The organism is Paracoccus alkanivorans (assembly GCF_003697785.1).
Lineage (GTDB): Bacteria > Pseudomonadota > Alphaproteobacteria > Rhodobacterales > Rhodobacteraceae > Paracoccus > Paracoccus alkanivorans.
Map to the genome: position 1 here is coordinate 713,690 of NZ_QOKZ01000002.1, position 15,415 is coordinate 729,104.

18 protein-coding genes are annotated in these 15,415 nt (G+C 61.8%); 7 read left to right on the forward strand and 11 right to left on the reverse strand.

Annotated elements, in window-relative coordinates:
- Positions 1-69: 69 nt before the first annotated feature.
- Positions 70-618, reverse strand: a complete 549-nt coding sequence (locus C9E81_RS08115; RefSeq protein ID WP_166461845.1) for a type II toxin-antitoxin system HipA family toxin — start codon at positions 616-618, stop codon at positions 70-72.
- A 204-nt stretch (positions 619-822) separates the two neighbouring features.
- Between C9E81_RS08115 and C9E81_RS23750 the strand changes: the two genes are divergently transcribed.
- From C9E81_RS23750 to C9E81_RS23280, 3 genes are read left to right on the forward strand one after another with little or no spacing between them, the layout of a single operon-like run.
- Positions 823-1,413 (forward strand): ArdC-like ssDNA-binding domain-containing protein, encoded by a 591-nt coding sequence (locus tag C9E81_RS23750; protein ID WP_481859698.1) that lies wholly within the window; start codon positions 823-825, stop codon positions 1,411-1,413.
- An 11-nt stretch (positions 1,414-1,424) separates the two neighbouring features.
- Positions 1,425-1,949, forward strand: a complete 525-nt coding sequence (locus C9E81_RS23275; protein WP_243698553.1) for a hypothetical protein — start codon at positions 1,425-1,427, stop codon at positions 1,947-1,949.
- Complete coding sequence (locus C9E81_RS23280; protein WP_243698554.1) at positions 1,873-2,469, forward strand: site-specific integrase; 597 nt, start codon at positions 1,873-1,875, stop codon at positions 2,467-2,469. Before C9E81_RS23275 ends, C9E81_RS23280 begins: the two co-directional genes overlap by 77 nt.
- Before the next feature lie 177 nt (positions 2,470-2,646).
- On the opposite strand, the gene C9E81_RS08125 is transcribed toward C9E81_RS23280, so the two are convergent.
- The 7 genes from C9E81_RS08125 to C9E81_RS08155 are packed head-to-tail and all read right to left on the reverse strand — an operon-like array spanning position 2,647 to position 8,198.
- Positions 2,647-3,162 (reverse strand): glucosamine-6-phosphate deaminase, encoded by a 516-nt coding sequence (locus C9E81_RS08125; protein ID WP_243698555.1) that lies wholly within the window; start codon positions 3,160-3,162, stop codon positions 2,647-2,649.
- Positions 3,159-4,019 carry an ROK family protein gene (locus C9E81_RS08130; RefSeq protein WP_122111770.1) on the reverse strand — a complete coding sequence of 287 codons (861 nt, stop codon included), beginning with the start codon at positions 4,017-4,019 and terminating at the stop codon, positions 3,159-3,161. The genes C9E81_RS08125 and C9E81_RS08130 overlap by 4 nt, the downstream gene beginning before the upstream one ends.
- On the reverse strand, positions 4,016-4,690 hold the full coding sequence (locus C9E81_RS08135) for an N-acetylmannosamine-6-phosphate 2-epimerase (RefSeq protein WP_122111771.1): 675 nt from the start codon (positions 4,688-4,690) through the stop codon (positions 4,016-4,018). Before C9E81_RS08135 ends, C9E81_RS08130 begins: the two co-directional genes overlap by 4 nt.
- Positions 4,687-5,961, reverse strand: coding sequence for a TRAP transporter large permease (locus C9E81_RS08140; RefSeq protein WP_122111772.1), 1,275 nt, complete (start codon positions 5,959-5,961; stop codon positions 4,687-4,689). The genes C9E81_RS08135 and C9E81_RS08140 overlap by 4 nt, the downstream gene beginning before the upstream one ends.
- Entirely contained in the window at positions 5,958-6,443 is a 486-nt protein-coding gene (locus C9E81_RS08145) for a TRAP transporter small permease (RefSeq protein WP_122111773.1), read from the reverse strand. Before C9E81_RS08145 ends, C9E81_RS08140 begins: the two co-directional genes overlap by 4 nt.
- A 59-nt stretch (positions 6,444-6,502) precedes the next feature.
- Positions 6,503-7,459 (reverse strand): sialic acid TRAP transporter substrate-binding protein SiaP, encoded by a 957-nt coding sequence (locus C9E81_RS08150; protein ID WP_208021130.1) that lies wholly within the window; start codon positions 7,457-7,459, stop codon positions 6,503-6,505.
- Between the two features lie 16 nt (positions 7,460-7,475).
- The gene (locus tag C9E81_RS08155) at positions 7,476-8,198 is read right to left on the reverse strand and encodes an FCD domain-containing protein (RefSeq protein ID WP_122111775.1); all 723 of its coding nucleotides are present in this window, start codon (positions 8,196-8,198) and stop codon (positions 7,476-7,478) included.
- Positions 8,199-8,304: 106 nt separating this feature from the next.
- Between C9E81_RS08155 and C9E81_RS08160 the strand changes: the two genes are divergently transcribed.
- A complete protein-coding gene (locus C9E81_RS08160; protein WP_122111776.1) occupies positions 8,305-9,195 on the forward strand; it encodes a dihydrodipicolinate synthase family protein in 891 nt (296 codons plus the stop codon).
- A 175-nt stretch (positions 9,196-9,370) separates the two neighbouring features.
- Positions 9,371-9,871 (forward strand): IS110 family transposase, encoded by a 501-nt coding sequence (locus tag C9E81_RS08165; protein ID WP_243698556.1) that lies wholly within the window; start codon positions 9,371-9,373, stop codon positions 9,869-9,871.
- A 122-nt stretch (positions 9,872-9,993) separates the two neighbouring features.
- On the opposite strand, the gene C9E81_RS08170 is transcribed toward C9E81_RS08165, so the two are convergent.
- Both C9E81_RS08170 and traA read right to left on the reverse strand, forming a co-directional pair.
- On the reverse strand, positions 9,994-10,230 hold the full coding sequence (locus C9E81_RS08170) for a helix-turn-helix transcriptional regulator (protein ID WP_122111777.1): 237 nt from the start codon (positions 10,228-10,230) through the stop codon (positions 9,994-9,996).
- Positions 10,231-10,350: 120 nt separating this feature from the next.
- On the reverse strand, positions 10,351-13,353 hold the full coding sequence (gene traA, locus C9E81_RS08175) for a Ti-type conjugative transfer relaxase TraA (RefSeq protein WP_122111778.1): 3,003 nt from the start codon (positions 13,351-13,353) through the stop codon (positions 10,351-10,353).
- A gap of 172 nt (positions 13,354-13,525) precedes the next feature.
- On the opposite strand from traA, the gene C9E81_RS08180 reads away from it, so the two are divergent.
- Complete coding sequence (locus C9E81_RS08180) at positions 13,526-13,852, forward strand: conjugal transfer protein TraD (RefSeq protein WP_243698557.1); 327 nt, start codon at positions 13,526-13,528, stop codon at positions 13,850-13,852.
- 1 nt (position 13,853) lies between these two features.
- On the forward strand, positions 13,854-14,123 hold the full coding sequence (locus tag C9E81_RS08185; protein ID WP_122111780.1) for a conjugal transfer protein TraD: 270 nt from the start codon (positions 13,854-13,856) through the stop codon (positions 14,121-14,123).
- Positions 14,124-14,451: 328 nt separating this feature from the next.
- On the opposite strand, the gene C9E81_RS08190 is transcribed toward C9E81_RS08185, so the two are convergent.
- On the reverse strand, positions 14,452-15,408 hold the full coding sequence (locus tag C9E81_RS08190; protein WP_122111781.1) for a YncE family protein: 957 nt from the start codon (positions 15,406-15,408) through the stop codon (positions 14,452-14,454).
- Positions 15,409-15,415 lie beyond the last annotated feature (7 nt).

The window sequence follows — 15,415 nt, forward strand, 5'->3', positions numbered from 1 at the left end:
GAATGAACGCCATACAAAATTCGAGGCTCTTGAGTGATTCACGAGCGACCGTGGCGGCCGACCCACGTCTTACAGGTTCAACCACAGGGCTTTCTGCGATTCGGTGTGCTCAAATGCATCGGCGTAGGTTCGCAGGTCATCGGATGAGGCGCCTTCATCGCGCAGGGCCTGTTTCCAGTTACTCACGATCGTCTCGGCCATCTGAAATGCTTGCTGTCGTGCATCGACCGGCGTCAGTTCGAAGAACTCGCACGCCTCCAGCGCGATGTCGAGGGAGGCGTCGAACGAGCCGCCCTGGATAATGCCGGTTTCCAGCACTCTGTGACGTGATGGGGACGGGTTGATGTCGAAGGCCGGTGACAACCGCCATCGATCCCCACCAGCGTAGATGAAACCGTGGTTCTTCAGATGGTCGTCCGAGTTGGAAACGAGGATGGTGAAGACGATCCGCCGCCAGAGTTCGTGCAGATCATCGACGGGCTTATTCGAAATCTGCCGGATGACGTCGGCGATATCGGTGTAGTATCCCCACGCACATACTGTCAACTTGTGAGCGGCGAAGACGGTCTCCCGATCCTCAAACCGCGAGAGGATCGATATTGGCTGATTGGAAGTCAACGACCCGCAAATTGGAACTGCATAGATCGTGATCTGGAAGACCCAGGAGGGGAAGGCCTTCCCCTGCGGCCGAGCCTGTAGTCTCGCCCGACCCCTTCTGCGGGGACATCCCACAACGCCCCGAGAGTGAGAGTGCGGACCGGTTTGCCGTGACGGGTTGAAAGCCGAGGGAGAGGCCCTTGGCGCCCGTCGCGGAGAACCGCGATGTCCAGACACAAGCGAAACACCGGCGCCAGGCGTGACCGGGCCAATCTCTACTCCGAGATCACCGACAAGATCATCGCCGAGCTGGAGGCAGGCCGCGTGCCTTGGGTTCAGCCCTGGGGCACGGCTGCGGCGAAAGCGCCGCTCGGCCTTCCGAAGAATGCCTCGACCGGCCGGAGCTATTCGGGGATCAACGTGCTGCTTCTGTGGGGCGCGGTGATCGAACGTGACTTTACCGGCCAGAGCTGGCTCACCTTCCGTCAGGCGCTCTCGCTCGGCGGCAATGTCTTGAAGGGCGAGCGCGGCACCACCGTCGTCTATGCCGACCGCTTCGTGCCCGAAGACGAAAAGCGCCGCGCCGCCGAAGCCCTGCAAAGGTTTTGGCACTTGGTACAAGGAGAATGCCAATATGGAATTGTTTTAACTTACGAATTTAGCCTCTGTCGGTCCAATCCATCATGGGTGCCACGGCAAGTATATGTGATTGATATTTATTCATTTTTCATTTATCATCAAATCGTTGTGCGGCGGCGTGTGCACTCCATCTTACGACCCAATACGCCACGTTTCGACCGCGCACTGCACACATAGAGCACACGAAAATGGCCACGATTTCAAAACTCCCTTCAGGTTCCTGGCGCGTCCAAGTCAGACGCAAAGGCAACTATATCAGCGAGTCTTTCCTGCGGCGCGGCGACGCGGAGCTCTGGGCGAGGACCATTGAGGGCAAGATCGATCGGGGCGAACCTATACACTCTTGTGGCGCGACGGCCAAGACATTCAAAGACCTCATCGACCTTCACAAAGAAGATCTGGCGGAGGTCGGGAAGAAACTGGGCCGTTCAAAGGCGGCAAGCCTGGAATTTTTCACACTGCGCCTTGGGAACCTGAAACCTGCCGAATTGAGTCGAGAGAAGTTTATCAAGTTCGGCCGACAGCGCGCCAAAGAAGGCGCAGGTCCGGTAACAGTCGGCATCGACCTTGGCTATATAAAGACGATCCTCTCACATGCCGCGGCTGTTCACGGGATCATCGCTCCGACCGAAGGGATTGATCTCGCTTTCCCGGCTTGGTCTGGTTGGCAAGGGCAACGAACGGGACCGGCGTTCAAGCGAAGACGAGATTGATGCCATCCTCAAAGCGCTGGAGAGTAATCCGCGACAGGTCATACCCGTGGCCCGTATTGTTCGGTTCGCGATCGCGAGCGCCATGCGTCAGGAAGAGATCTGCCGAGTCAGCTGGGAGGACTACAATGCGCGCTCCAAGATGCTGCTCATTCGAGATCGCAAGGACCCTCGCCACAAATCGGGAAACGATCAGCGAATTCCTCTGCTGGATGTGTCGGGGTACGATGCGCGTGTGTTGATCGAGGAGCAGCGAAAGATCACAGGCGGTCGTGGGCGCATTTTTCCATATAATGGCCGTTCAGTCGGGACCGCATTTAGACGGACCTGCCGAACTCTGGGCATACTTGACCTGCATTTCCATGATTTGCGCCACGAAGCAACCAGCCGCCTCTTCCAAGCAGGTTTCTCAATTGAACAAGTCGCCCTCGTAACTGGACACAAAGATTGGAAGATGCTGCGCCACTACACACACATCCGACCCGAGGGTTTACATGCGCTCGCAGGAACGCGGGTGGCGTGAATGTTGGTTGCGGAGGCGCGCATCTGCAGGGCCGAGGCCGAGCAGATCGCCGAAACCGGGCCTTCGATCATCGCCGCGACCGCCATGGCTTTTTCGGCCCCTGTGGCCAGAAGCAGGCATTCCCGCGCCGACAGGATGGTGCCTACCTCCATGGTGATCGCAAAGCCGGGCGGAGCCTCACCCAGGCCGAAATAAACCTGATTGGCGCGGCGCGTGCTTTCGGTCAGGGTCTTTGACCCGGGTGGGCGAAGCCAGTGACGAGATGGGCTCGTTGAAGCCGATATGCCCGTTTCTTCCGATCCCCAGAAGCTGCAGCGAGATACCGCCTGCACGCGCGATCCGCGCTTCGTAATCAAGTGCCGCGGCCGTGGGATCGGCCGCGTCGCCCCGGGGCAGATGGGTACGGGCCGGATCAATATCGACATGGTCGAACAGCGCCTTGCGCATGTAGCTGTGATACGAAGCCGGGTGATCCGGTGCCAGCCCGACATATTTGTCCAGATTGAAGGTCGTCGCCCCGGCGAAGGACAGCCCCTCTTCGTGCGATGCAATCAGCCGCCGGTACAGCGGCAGCATAGTGCCACCGGTCGCAAGACCCAGCACCGCACCCGGCCGCTTGCGCAGATGATCGGCGATCAGTCCGGCGACGCGTTCGGTTGCCGACAAGTGATCCTTGCAGATCAGAACCTTCATGACGCAGCCCTCTCTGACAGCAGGGCGCCCAGAAGTGCGCTGTCATGGCCGAGGGTGGCGGATACGACGGGCACGCGAAACAATGGCGGCTCATCGCTGAGCCGGGCGGTGACCCGAGCAAGATAACCCCCGGCAAGCCCGATACTGCCGCCCATGGCGATACGGTCCAGCCCGAAGATGGCGGTCAGGTCAGCACAAAGCCCCGCCACCGCCGCAGCAGAGCGATCAATGGCCGCGTGGCTCCGGTCGGTGTCCGAGGCAAATGCCGCCCGCGCGTCCGGTGTCCCGGCCATGGCTGCAATGGTCCGGCCAGACGCCACGCTTTCCACCGTTCCGACCCGACCCGAACCACAGCGGTCCCGGCCGAGGAAAGTGGAAATAAAGCCGACATGCCCCGCCATCCCGTTCCGGCTTTGCAGCAGCTTGCCGTCCAGAACGATACCGCCACCAACCCCGGTCGAGACCGTCAGATAAGCGAAATGATCGGCGCCCACACCCGCACCGAGCCTGGCCTCGGCCAGTGCGGCCGCCGCGGCATCATTGATCGCAGATACCCTTGCTCCGAAACGGCCTCGCAGCCGGTCCAGCAACGGCTCGCCCCTGATACCGGGAAGCGTGCCGGCATTCACCGCCCCCCAACGGCCCGCAGCATCGACACGACCGGCAACGGCAACTCCCAGCCGGTCGCCCTTTCGGAATCCCAGCTCTGCCAAAAACGCAGACAGGGCGTCGAGTTGCGCCTCGAAATCGGCCTGCGCTTCGGTCGGCGACTGCAGCCGCGCCTCGATCCGGCCATTCGCGATCCGCGCGGCGGCAGTCTTGGTGCCACCCAGATCGACGGAAAAACCCTCGATCATCGCCGCCCCCGCACCGCGTCCGCGAACCAGCCTGTGACAACCTCGAGACGGGTTAGCGCGCTGCCGACCGTCACCGCATCCGCACCAGCCTGCATGGCGCGTGCCGCGAGTTCGGGGGTGTTCAACCGCCCTTCGGCCATGACAAATCCGTCCAACCGGCTGAACTCTTCGATCAAGGCCAGATCGGGCGCGTCGTCCCCTGTCGCCGTGTCGGCGGTATAGCCGGAAAGCGTCGTGCCGATGATCGCGGCTCCACCTGTCAGCGCGGCCTGTGCATCCGCGCGTGTCGCACAATCCGCCATCGCCAGGGCACCACCCGCCAGGATCGCGGCAAGGATACCGTCGCGCGGGTCCGGGCGCGGGCGTGGGGTCGCGTCATAGGCCACGATATCGGCGCCCGCCGCGACAAGTGCCCGAGCATCCTGCTCGGTCACGGTGATGCGCACCGGGCTGCCCGACACATTCCGCTTGACGATACCGATGATCGGCACATCAACCAGCGGGCGCGTCGCGCGAAGGTTCTCGACACCCTCGATCCGCAGTCCGCCCGCCCCTCCCGCAACAGCGGCGCGGGCCATCGCGCAGACGATCGCGGGATCGTCCATCGGTCCATCATCCACGGGCTGGCAGGACACAACCAGCCTGCCCTCCAGCCGATCCAGCACGCTCATTCCATCAATCCCGGCAAGCCCGTTGCAAGAATCGGGAAAGCGCAAACCAGCACAAGCACGACGACCGGCGGAATAAGCCAGGGCAGGATCGCACGGGCCAGCCGCTGGAACGGAATTCCCCCCACCTGCGCCACGACGAACAGCGCCATGCCCATCGGAGGGGTCAGAATCGAGATCATCAGGTTCAGCACTACGATGACACCGAAATGAATCGGATCGATGCCGAAACCCATCGCGATCGGCACCAGGATTGGCACCACGATCAGCAGGATGACCAGCGACTCGATGAACATGCCCAAGGCGAAGATCATCAGGTTGACCGCGATCAGAAAGCTGACCGGCCCGTCGGCGATGGCAAGAAACATCGCGGCGATCTGCTGCGGTGCCTGCTCGCGCGCCAGCACATAACCCAGCAACGACACCCCGGCGATGATCGTGGCAATGCTGGCCGAGGTTGCGGTCGTCTCATAGATCGCGTCCCACAGCCTCCGCCAGGTCAGCTCGCGATAGAAGATCAGGTCGATGAGGACCGCATAGAGGACCGTTACCGCAGCCGCCTCGGTGGGCGAGAACCAACCGCTGAAAATCCCCCCGACAATGACGGCAGGCGTCAGGAGCGCCGGGAACGAGCGCACGAACAGGCCGAACAGCACCGGCAGCCCGGGCCACCGGTCCCGAGGATAGTCGCGGCGCAGCGCCACGACATAGACCATCACCATCAGCGCGCCGGCGCATAGCACGCCGGGTACCACGCCCCCCATGAACAGCTTGCCGATGGAGGTGTTCGAGATGACGCCGTAAAGCACCATGGTGATCGAAGGCGGAACCAGCGGGCCGATCATCGACGACGCCGCAGTGACCGCCCCCGAGAACTCGTCGTCATATCCCGCGCGGCGCATCGCCTCGATCTCCATCTTGCCCAACCCGCCCGCATCGGCGAGAGCCGAGCCGGACATGCCGGAAAAGAACAGGCTGGCGAGGACGTTCACATGACCAAGCCCGCCGCGGATATGACCGACCAGCGCGCGTGCGAAACCGAAGAGGTGGTTGGTGATGCCGGCCCCGTTCAGGATCGCGGCGGCCAGGATGAACAGCGGAACAGCCAGCATCGGGAAGCTGTTCAGCCCGTCGGCCATGCGCGACACCGCAAAGGACAGCCCCATGCCCGACCAGTAGAAATAACCCATCGAAACGAGGATCATCGAGATGCCGATAGGTACCCCGACCAGAACCAGGAACAGCCAGCCCAGGGCGATGGCAGACAGGATCATAGCGGCGTCTCCACCTTGTCGGGGTCATGGCGATGGCCGAGGCCGCTCAGGCGGCGAATGACACGGTTCGCGATCAGGATCATGGCGATAAAGCCCGAGGCATAAAGGACCGCGTCTGACACCGGCAGGGTCACCGCCTCGTTCGACCAGGTGCGCCGGATGGTCATCCAGCCGATCCAGATCAGGTTCAGCACGATACCCAGATAGACAATGTCGATAGCGGTAAAGACGGCGATGCGCCCCCGCCGAGGCAACGCCTCGACCAGAAAGCCCATGCGCAGCTGTCCGTCGGTGCGTTCTGCCTCGGCGATACCGATCATGGCCATCCAGACCCATAGCCAGCGTGCCGCCTCTTCGGTCCAGACCGGACCTGTGAACAGCGGCGTGCGGCCGAAAATCTGGATCAGCACCACGATGAACAGGCAGATGAACAGGATCGAAGCAACGACCCCTTCGACGCTGTATCTCCGGATCGGTTTCACCGACGACCTCCTTCGTGCAATCTGCCGGGGACTATGCCGCCCCCGGCGAAAAAGCGAACCTATTTCGCGGTAACCTCGGCGATGGCGCCCTCGCCGAACTCTTCCTCTAGCGTGTCGTAATAAGGCTGCATCGCGGCCTTGAACGGTTCGAGATCGGGATGGGTAACGGTCATACCCTTTTCCTCGAAGGTCTTGACCAGTTCTTCCTCGCCCTTCATCAACAGGTCATCATTCAGCTTACCACCCGCGGCAATCGCTTCGCTGACCCATTCCTTTTCCTGTTCCGAAAAACTGTCCCAGCTGTCCTTGGCGATCAGCACGGCCGAAGAGGCGACGAAATGGTTGGTCATCGCGATGGAACTTTGCACTTCGTAGAATTTCTGTGCGTCGATGGTAGTCAGCGGGTTTTCCTGAGCGTCGACCTGGTTGGTCTGCAGGGCCAGATAAACCTCGGGGAAAGCGACCGGCGCGGGCGTCGCACCGACGGCTTCGGCATAGGCGATCAGGAAAGGCACATTTGGGGTACGAAGACGCAATCCCTTCATGTCCTCGATGCTTTCGATCGGCTTGTTGGCAGTGGTCTGGCGCGTGCCGTAATACCAGACATCCAGCACATGGATGCCTTGCTCCTCGAATTTAGCGGCCATCTTCTGACCCCAGGGACCCGCGACGATCTCCTTGAGTTGCGCATAATCACTGACGACATACGGCGCGCCGATCAGCTTCAGTTCGGGGATGGTATAGGACATGTCGGGATAGCCAGTGATCACGATATCCAGCTCTCCGGCCTGCGCCTGCTGGACCATCGCCTTGAAATCGCCCAGCGTGGCCGAGGGAAACAGCTTGACCGTCATCTCGCCACCCGACACCGCTTCGAGCTGTTCAGCGAATTCCGCGGCACCCTTGTAGACGGGTGTCGCCTCGTTATCCTGCGTTCCCAGCGTCAGCTCGCGCGCATCGGCACCGGTCGCGACTGCCAGCACCGTAGCGCCTGCCATCAACATTGCTTTCATCATGATCGTCCTCTCCTCCTCAGGAAGTTGCCGGCGGATTCGCCGGTTTGGATTTGTTCAGCCGTGCCCTGTAAGAGCGGGCCAGGTGCCGGTCCATTACCTCGGTCGCGGCCATGACATCGCCACCCAGCACCGCGTCGTAGATGGCCCGGTGCTCGGCATGGGCGATCGCATCGTGCTTCGCGGGATCTTCGACAGCCGGCCGCTGCGCCAGCAGCCCCGACACGAACATGTCGTGCAGGGTCAGGATCACCGGGTTACCCACGATCGAAACCAGTGCGCGGTGAAAGGCGATATCGGTTTCCGCAAAGCGCGGCGTTCCGATGGCGGCTTCGTTGCGGTCCAGAGCATCCTGCAGCCGGGCGATCTGGACGCGGTCTCCCCGCATGGCCGCCTCGCGCGCGGCGCCGGTTTCGATGAATTGCCGCATCTGCTCCAGATGCGCGCCGCTTTCGGCGTCGCCCAGCAGGTCGCGGATGTGATCGCCGGCCGATACTAGGATGGTTTGTAGCGATGGGCGCACGGCGCGCGGCCTGCGGCCGCCTCCCGCCTCGATGAAACCGCGCATCTGCATCAGCGCAAGCGCCTCACGCACCGTCGGCCGCGAGGCATCAAACCGTTCGCATAACTCTCGTTCGGGTGGCAACTGGCTGCCGACCGCGATGCCGCCGTCGCGGATTTCTGAAATCAGCGTATCGGCAATCATGTCCGGCATTCGTATGGCTTCAGTCATATCGCTCATTACCCCTCCCTCCTCGCTCGCTTTTGGTAAGACCATATTTTAATCTTGTCAAACAATATATAAAGAATATGCTGACAATAACGCTCCACTTTTCCGAGGGATTCCCATGACCAGACCGCTTTCCGGCATGTATGCCGCCCTGATGACCGGACTCGCCGATGACGGCAGCTTCAGCCCGGAACGCCAGAGAAAGCTGAATGATTACGTGCTGCGGCAGGGGTTGACCGGGCTTTATGTCGGGGGCAGCAGCGGCGAATCCGGGCTGTTGGATGTCGAGGAACTGCTGGCTCAGCAGGCCATCGTGGCAGAAGATGCCGGCGACACCACCTTAATCGCCCATGTCGGCGCGCCCAATCTGCGTGATTCGATGCGGCTGGCCCGGAACGCGGCCCGACTGGGCTATCACGGGCTGTCGGCGCTACCGCCGCATTCCTATCCGTTCACCGACGCCGAAATCCTAGCCTACTACCACGATCTTCAGGCGGCGACTGACCTGCCGCTGATCGTCTATGAAGTGCCGGTGCGTACCGGTCGCCCGATCCCCATGGAGACGCTGATCGAAATTCTCGGGCTGCCCAATGTGGCGGGGCTCAAATTTACTTCGAACGACATGTTCAAACTGTCGATGTTGCGCCGTGCCTGCCCCGATTCGACACTGTTCTTCGGTTTTGACGAGATTTACCTGTCAGGGGCGGTACTGGGTGCGGATGGCGGTATCGGAACAACCTACAACCTGCTGGGCCGGCTTTATGTCGCGCTGGATCGGGCCATCCGCACCGGTAACCTGACCGAAGCGCAGAACCTGCAGGATATCTCGGCCCGCTTTGTCGAGGTTTTGCTGGCGACCGGCGTACTGCCGGGGATGAAGGCCGCGTTCCGCGCCATTGGCATCGATCCCGGCCCGACCCGTACGCCGATGCTGATGCGCGTCGGAGACGGCGAGGAGCGCATGAAAGACGCCATGACCCGCCCGGAATTCACTAAATGGATTGCCTGACGGCCAATCGTATGATGATTCCGGAGTACATCTATAGAGACAACTTAGATCCAATGATCGTGGAGTGAGCTGACTGGGTTGGCGGCCTCTCCCGCGGCATTCTCTGTTCAGGGGTTGCGCCAGATTGGCTGGTGCCGAGCCTCAAGAATGGGGGAGAGACCAAATGCAAGATAGCATGTTCATCGGGCTGGATGTCCATAAGGCGACGATTTCAGTTGCGATTGCACAAGAGGATCGCGGAGGCGAGGTCCGTCATTGGGGCACAATCTCAGACCATCCGGATCATGTCCGGAAGCTGGTGGAGAAGCTTGGCACTGGCGGAAATCATCTTCATTTCTGCTATGAAGCTGAGCCATGCGGCTACGGTCTACTTTGCCAACTCGGGGAACTGGCGCATGATTGCATCGTCGTGGCGCCCTCTCTCATTCCGGGGAAGGCGGGTGATCGCGTGAAGACAGACCGTCGTGATGCGGTGATGCTGGTGAAGCTGCACCGGGCGGGCGAGTTGACCGCAATGTGGGTGCCGGACGCTACGCATGAGGCGATGCGGGTGTTGGGCAAGGCGCGGCAGCATCTGCAGGGTTTTCTGCTTCGCCACGGCCGTATCTATCCGGGTGCCGCGTGGCCCTTGAAATCGGCTCTGCCACACAAAGTGAGGCAGAGCCACGAAACCTGAGAATGGCTGACGGATAGAGGCTCATGCGATAGTACACTGCGCCAGGTTTGAATGGCAGCTTCCGTGAGCCCTGCGCGTAGGGCCGACCGGCCCGCAAAGGACCGCGTACGCCAGGGACAAGACTACGCCGAATGTCCCCCTGCCCCGCGATCTTCAACCCCTTTGTCTTCCGGTCGCCACCCCACCGGATCTTCGATCCAGCGATTGATCTCGAATTCCCGCCAGCCGGCGCCATGGATGCTGATCCTGATCTGGGCCGGGAAGGTTCCTTCGGCAATCTTGCGGTAGATGGTGGATCGGGACAGGCCGGTCCGGACGAGAACGGTTTTCAGGCGGATGATACGGCCTGGTTCCGGCATGGTCGTGCTGCCTCCTGTTGATAATCTCTGGTCCAGACAGGACAGGCAGAAACGCGCGCGCAAGAGGGAGAATCGACCCGTCGTGTTGTGGCGCGGAACCGGCGGTAATTCGGAGGGGTCTCACAGACCGCGCCCGCGCCCCCTGCTGAAGTCGATACCGTGCTGGAAGGCCAGTTCTCTGCCAAGCTGGCGGCCTGTTTCGAAGGTGATGCCGAGCTCCCGCTTGCGGTTGGCGAGAATGGATTCCAGCTGCGGATCGCGCTCCAGGCTCCTGGCCATATTGCCCATTTCCTTCCGCGCGGCGTGATAGCCGGAATAATCTCCCGCCGCATATCTCTGCTCAACAGCCCGGTCGAGTGCCTGCCAGCGGGCCACGAAGCGATCCGCGCGGCGTTCAGGACTCGTGCGTAGCTCGGTTTCCAGCTGCAGTGCCCGCACGGCACGCCGGACCCGGCTCGCCGCCGCCTCACGCGCGAGGTCTGGATCCTTCCTGTAGGCGGCCTCGGCGTCATGCGCACCGAAGGGTCGCAGTTCCTCGAAGGCCTTTCGGGCTTCGCGCAACTCCTTCACCTGCTCCGGACCGGCCTTGCCACCCCGTTCCTGGGCCTCGAAGATCGCATCGACGGCGCGGGCGTGCCGCACCAATGCCTGTGTGCGGGCGCGGCGCAACATTCGCTCCCAATCCTCCGAGGTCTCGGTCTCCGGCAGATGGGAGACCTGCTGCACGAGGTCCGAGCCTGCTCTTCCCCGTTCCGGCCCGACCCCAGCCTCGGGACCAGGCACGCCATCACCAAGGAAGCGCCGCCCATCCAACATGTCATCAACGGCATCTCGCAACCGTTTCGGCACGAGTTTTCGCAAGATCTCGACGACACGCGCCCGGAAGTTGATGCCGCGCCGTTCGGCATAATCCTGCACCGGATCACGCGGCTGCTCGTAATCCAGTGCCATGTCCTTGGACCGATTGCGCGACAGGGCGTGGATCAACCGGTCGCGGCTGGCGAAGTCGTCGCGGTCGTAATACAGATCCATCTGCTCGCGATGCCGCGACATTGCGACATAGCTGCCATGGGCGTCCAACCCCGGGGTCGCCAGCACATGGGTCCGGTCCACGGTCATGCCCTGTGCCTTGTGGATCGTGGTAGCATAGCCATGATCAATGCGATCGTAATCCTTGAGGTCGAAGGAGATGTCGCGCCCATCGTCGGTGCGCACGGTCATGCTCTGTGTGCTGACGTCCTCGACAGTGCCGAGCGTGCCGTTCTTCACGCCCAGCCCGCGCTCGTTCTGCAGGAACATCACGTGGTCCCCGCGCGCGAAGCTTCGCGCACCGCGCTCGACGGTCAGGTCCACATCCGCCCCCAGATCACCCGCCTCTCGCATTTTCTGCCGCGCGGCTTCGTTGAGTTCGCGCACCTCGGCATTGGTATGGGTAAGAATGATCCGGCTGGCATCAGGCGCCGCCTGCCGCTCGCGGTCCCAGCCGGTGATCAGATCGTCGCGCGCCTGCTCCCGCGTTACAACTGCATGCAGCATGCCATGGCGGTCATAGGCTCCGATCGCAGCAGCGGCGCGGCCGGTGGCCAGATCACGCGTGGCGTCCCGCTGCCAGCCCTCACGCTGGCGGCGCACGGTTTCGATTTCGATACCACCGTGACGCTCATGAAGCGACCGGAAGGCCGCACCGGCCTCGATCGATTGCAACTGCTGCGGATCGCCCACCAGCACCACCCTGGCGCCGCGTTCAGCGGCATGGGACAGCACGCGCTCCAGCTGTCGCGTGCCGACCATGCCTGCCTCGTCGATCACAAGAACATCGCGTGACGTGATCATGTCTCGCCCGTTCTGCCAGCCATGTTCCATGCTGGCGATGGTGCGGGATGCAATGCCCGAACCGCTTTCCAGATTTTCCGCCGCGATACCGGAGAGCGCCACGCCGCGAACTTCAAGGCCCACCGTTTCCCAGGCGTCGCGAGCCACGCCCAGCATGGCGCTCTTGCCGGTCCCGGCATAGCCGATGACGATGCCGAGACCGCGCCCTTCGATGACATGCGCCAGCGCGGCCCCCTGCTCGCCCGACAGGACCAAGCCACGCGCGGCGGCCCGCGTCAGCGCGCGTTCCCTGTCCCTGTCGCTGACTCCGTGCAGTTCTTTCTTTGCCATCAGCTCCGCCGCGCGGTGCAGCCGCTGTTCGGCCTCGATCATGCCCTGCGTGGTGAAGCGGTCATGGCCGCGCGAATCCTTGCCCAGCGCGACAAGATCAGGAGAACGGCCCATCGCGCCCATGACCGCGTTGAACTGCTCGATGCCGTCACTGTGCCGATGCGCAAAGCGTGCCATGTCGCGCCGCGTGAAGGTGGACTGCTGATAGGTGATCGCCTCCAGGGTGATGGACGGATCGGCGATGATGCGCGCGCCATTGCTCCGCGCGATCTCGCGATGCATCTCGGCGCGGTCGGCGGCGTCGATGCCGTCAAGCTCGATCCGCTGTGCCGATGCGCCGATCTGGGTCTGCGGCTCCAGGTCAATGCCCTGCGCCTCGAGGCTGCGATGATCGATCCGGGCATCGATGTCGAGTTCCATCAATCGTTCATTGACATGTTCGGCCCAGCGTTGCCGCCAGCGCTCGACCATCTCCGTGCGGTTCCAGTCGCGATTCTTCTTGCCGAAACCACTCTCATCGACCTCGCGCATGGTCAGCATGACATGGGCATGCGGCCTGGGCATGCCGTCCGCACCGATATCCCAATGCACATTCAGATCGGCGATCATGCCCTGATCGACGAATTCGGATTGGGCGAAATCGCGGGCGAGCGCGACGCCCTGCGCGTGCGTCATCTCGCGCGGAATGGCGAATTCCACCTCGCGGGCAAGCTGCGCGTCCTTCCGCAGCTCGACGGCTTCGACATCGTTCCACAGCCGTTCGCGATCCTGCCAAATCTCCGGTGCGTTCTCCGGCAGCAGCACCTCGGAATGCACGACGCCGCGTTTCCTGGAAAAGTCCTGCTGGCGGTCGAGGCGGTTGTCGCGCAGTCGCGCGCCCGCGCGGTAGGCGGCGGCAGCCACCGCACTGCGGCCCGTCTTGCGGGACATGACCTGAACGGAGAGGTGATAGATCGCCATGATGGCAGGTGATCAATGCCGTCTCGGCGCATGTCGGAACGACGTATAAGCGCGCCCTTCCTCGAAAAATTCTCGGGCGGGACCGGGCCGTCCCGCAGCGCCCCGGCAACATGGAAGCCTTCCGACGGGGACGCCGTTATCATTGTCTCATCAGCAAATCATGGAGGACGTAATGCGCAAACCACGGGATTTCGATGCGGAACTGAAAGCACTGGAGGCGAAGGCCAGGGACCTGAAAGCCCGCAAGGTGCAGCAGCTGGGCGAACTGGTCATCGCCACTGGGGCCGATGCGCTCAGCGTCGAGGAATTGGCCGGGGCGCTGGTCGCGCTGGCGGCGACTGACAATGCCGGAAAGAAGGAGGCGTGGGCAAAACGTGGGGCCGCGTTCTTTCGCGGTAAATCGCAGCGATCTGCACCAGCGGCTGTCCGCGACAATAGTGGCGCTCAAACGCAACAAAGCGGCGGGCAACCGGTATCAGGCGGCCCGGGCGCGGCATGACATGCGGTCCTGGCAGCAAGAACGTCGCAGGCGCACACGGCACCTGATCGAGCTCGGCGGGCTCATCAAGAAGGCGGGCATTGCGGAGCTGACAGGCGATGATCGTGCGATGATCCTCGGCGCGCTGCTCTGGATGGCCGAAAAGCTCCAAAGCGAGGATGGCGACCGTGCACGAAAGCTATGGGCCGAAAAGGGGAAAGAGGCATTCGCGGCAGAACATGCGGGAGGAACCCCAGCTACGCGGCGAGAACATCACCAAGATCTGGCATGATCCGCAGCAACGCTCTATACTGCGGACGTAACCTGATAATGTCAGAGGGCTGAGGGAAGCATCCGGCACACTCTCAGCCTGACCGCTTTCGAGGCCATGCGCACCTTCAAGCACGGACTCTTCGCGAACGCCACGATCAAAATGGCATTCCAAGCGCGGAGACCTTTGGTCATGTGTATTCTCATCGTCAAATAGGCATTTCAACAGCGACTGCTCTGTTGATCAGTCGATCACGGAAGTTCGTCAGGTAGAGACAACAGATTTGCGCGACAGCCGTGATATCCTCCCCTGAACTGTGGCGGATTATGATTTATCCAGAATCCGCACGTCACCTCGAAGCCCCGATTGCCATATTGCGAGGCCCCTTTCCTGCTGGAATCCTGGCAACCTCGCGGTAGGCATCGAGATCCAAGACAGAGAGATCCTGCGAAAACCAGTTCGCAACATAAGCTTTGGCACCGTTAATAACTGTAATCCCCTCGGGATATTCTCCGACCGTCACGGTCTCGGTGACCGTATTGCCGGCCGCCTCGATCACGGTGACGGTTCCAGATTGCTGATTGGTGACAAAGACTAACTCACCATCCCCGGAAATATCGACCGAATAGGGCATTTCCCCCACCCGCACCGTCGCGGTCACCGCCATCGTTTCCACATCTATGACGCTGATATCGGCGCTTTGGACATTCGCGACATAAAGACGCCTCGTATCCACCGATAAGGCCAACCCGAAAGGGGCCCTGCCCACACCTATCGTCGCGACCCGATCCAGCCCTGCGGCATTCAGCACCGTGACGCTATCGCTTTCGCGATCGGCAACGTAAATGCGGCCATCGCCGGGATCCAGAACCAGCCCGGCAGGCGCCCGTCCCACTGGCGCTTCGGCAATCCGTCGGCCATCCGAAGCATCTATCCTGGCCACGGTATCACGCTTCCAATCGCTGACGAACAGAGAGCCGTCCCCCGGATCGACGGCGATGCCGAATGGCATACCGCCGATATCGAAGGATCGGGCATGCCGTGCCGTATACCTGTCCACGACGCTGATCATCCCCTTTTCGGGATGGGTCGTGTAAAGAAATTGCCCATTCGCGGAAACGGCCGTGACAGCAGGTCCGCCCGGCACGGGGATGGTCTTTTGAACCGTATCCGTTTCCGTATCCACAACGATCACGGCACCGCCTTCCTGATCCACCACATACAGCAATGGATCGGCCAGAGCCTTCCCGGCATTCATGCCAAGCGCGAGCATGAGAAACCATATGATCAGCCAGAATGACGGCATGTCCGGA

What these genes read in the sequence shown, in the direction of transcription:
- C9E81_RS23750 (WP_481859698.1), top strand. Translation starts at nt 823, where the DNA reads ATGTCCAGACACAAGCGAAACACCGGCGCCAGGCGTGACCGGGCCAAT.
- C9E81_RS23275 (WP_243698553.1), top strand. Translation starts at nt 1,425, where the DNA reads ATGGCCACGATTTCAAAACTCCCTTCAGGTTCCTGGCGCGTCCAAGTC.
- C9E81_RS08125 (WP_243698555.1), bottom strand. Translation starts at nt 3,162, where the DNA reads ATGAAGGTTCTGATCTGCAAGGATCACTTGTCGGCAACCGAACGCGTC.
- C9E81_RS08130 (WP_122111770.1), bottom strand. Translation starts at nt 4,019, where the DNA reads ATGATCGAGGGTTTTTCCGTCGATCTGGGTGGCACCAAGACTGCCGCC.
- C9E81_RS08135 (WP_122111771.1), bottom strand. Translation starts at nt 4,690, where the DNA reads ATGAGCGTGCTGGATCGGCTGGAGGGCAGGCTGGTTGTGTCCTGCCAG.
- C9E81_RS08140 (WP_122111772.1), bottom strand. Translation starts at nt 5,961, where the DNA reads ATGATCCTGTCTGCCATCGCCCTGGGCTGGCTGTTCCTGGTTCTGGTC.
- C9E81_RS08150 (WP_208021130.1), bottom strand. Translation starts at nt 7,459, where the DNA reads ATGATGAAAGCAATGTTGATGGCAGGCGCTACGGTGCTGGCAGTCGCG.
- C9E81_RS08155 (WP_122111775.1), bottom strand. Translation starts at nt 8,198, where the DNA reads ATGAGCGATATGACTGAAGCCATACGAATGCCGGACATGATTGCCGAT.
- C9E81_RS08160 (WP_122111776.1), top strand. Translation starts at nt 8,305, where the DNA reads ATGACCAGACCGCTTTCCGGCATGTATGCCGCCCTGATGACCGGACTC.
- C9E81_RS08165 (WP_243698556.1), top strand. Translation starts at nt 9,371, where the DNA reads ATGTTCATCGGGCTGGATGTCCATAAGGCGACGATTTCAGTTGCGATT.
- C9E81_RS08170 (WP_122111777.1), bottom strand. Translation starts at nt 10,230, where the DNA reads ATGCCGGAACCAGGCCGTATCATCCGCCTGAAAACCGTTCTCGTCCGG.
- traA (WP_122111778.1), bottom strand. Translation starts at nt 13,353, where the DNA reads ATGGCGATCTATCACCTCTCCGTTCAGGTCATGTCCCGCAAGACGGGC.
- C9E81_RS08180 (WP_243698557.1), top strand. Translation starts at nt 13,526, where the DNA reads ATGCGCAAACCACGGGATTTCGATGCGGAACTGAAAGCACTGGAGGCG.
- C9E81_RS08185 (WP_122111780.1), top strand. Translation starts at nt 13,854, where the DNA reads ATGCGGTCCTGGCAGCAAGAACGTCGCAGGCGCACACGGCACCTGATC.
- C9E81_RS08190 (WP_122111781.1), bottom strand. Translation starts at nt 15,408, where the DNA reads ATGCCGTCATTCTGGCTGATCATATGGTTTCTCATGCTCGCGCTTGGC.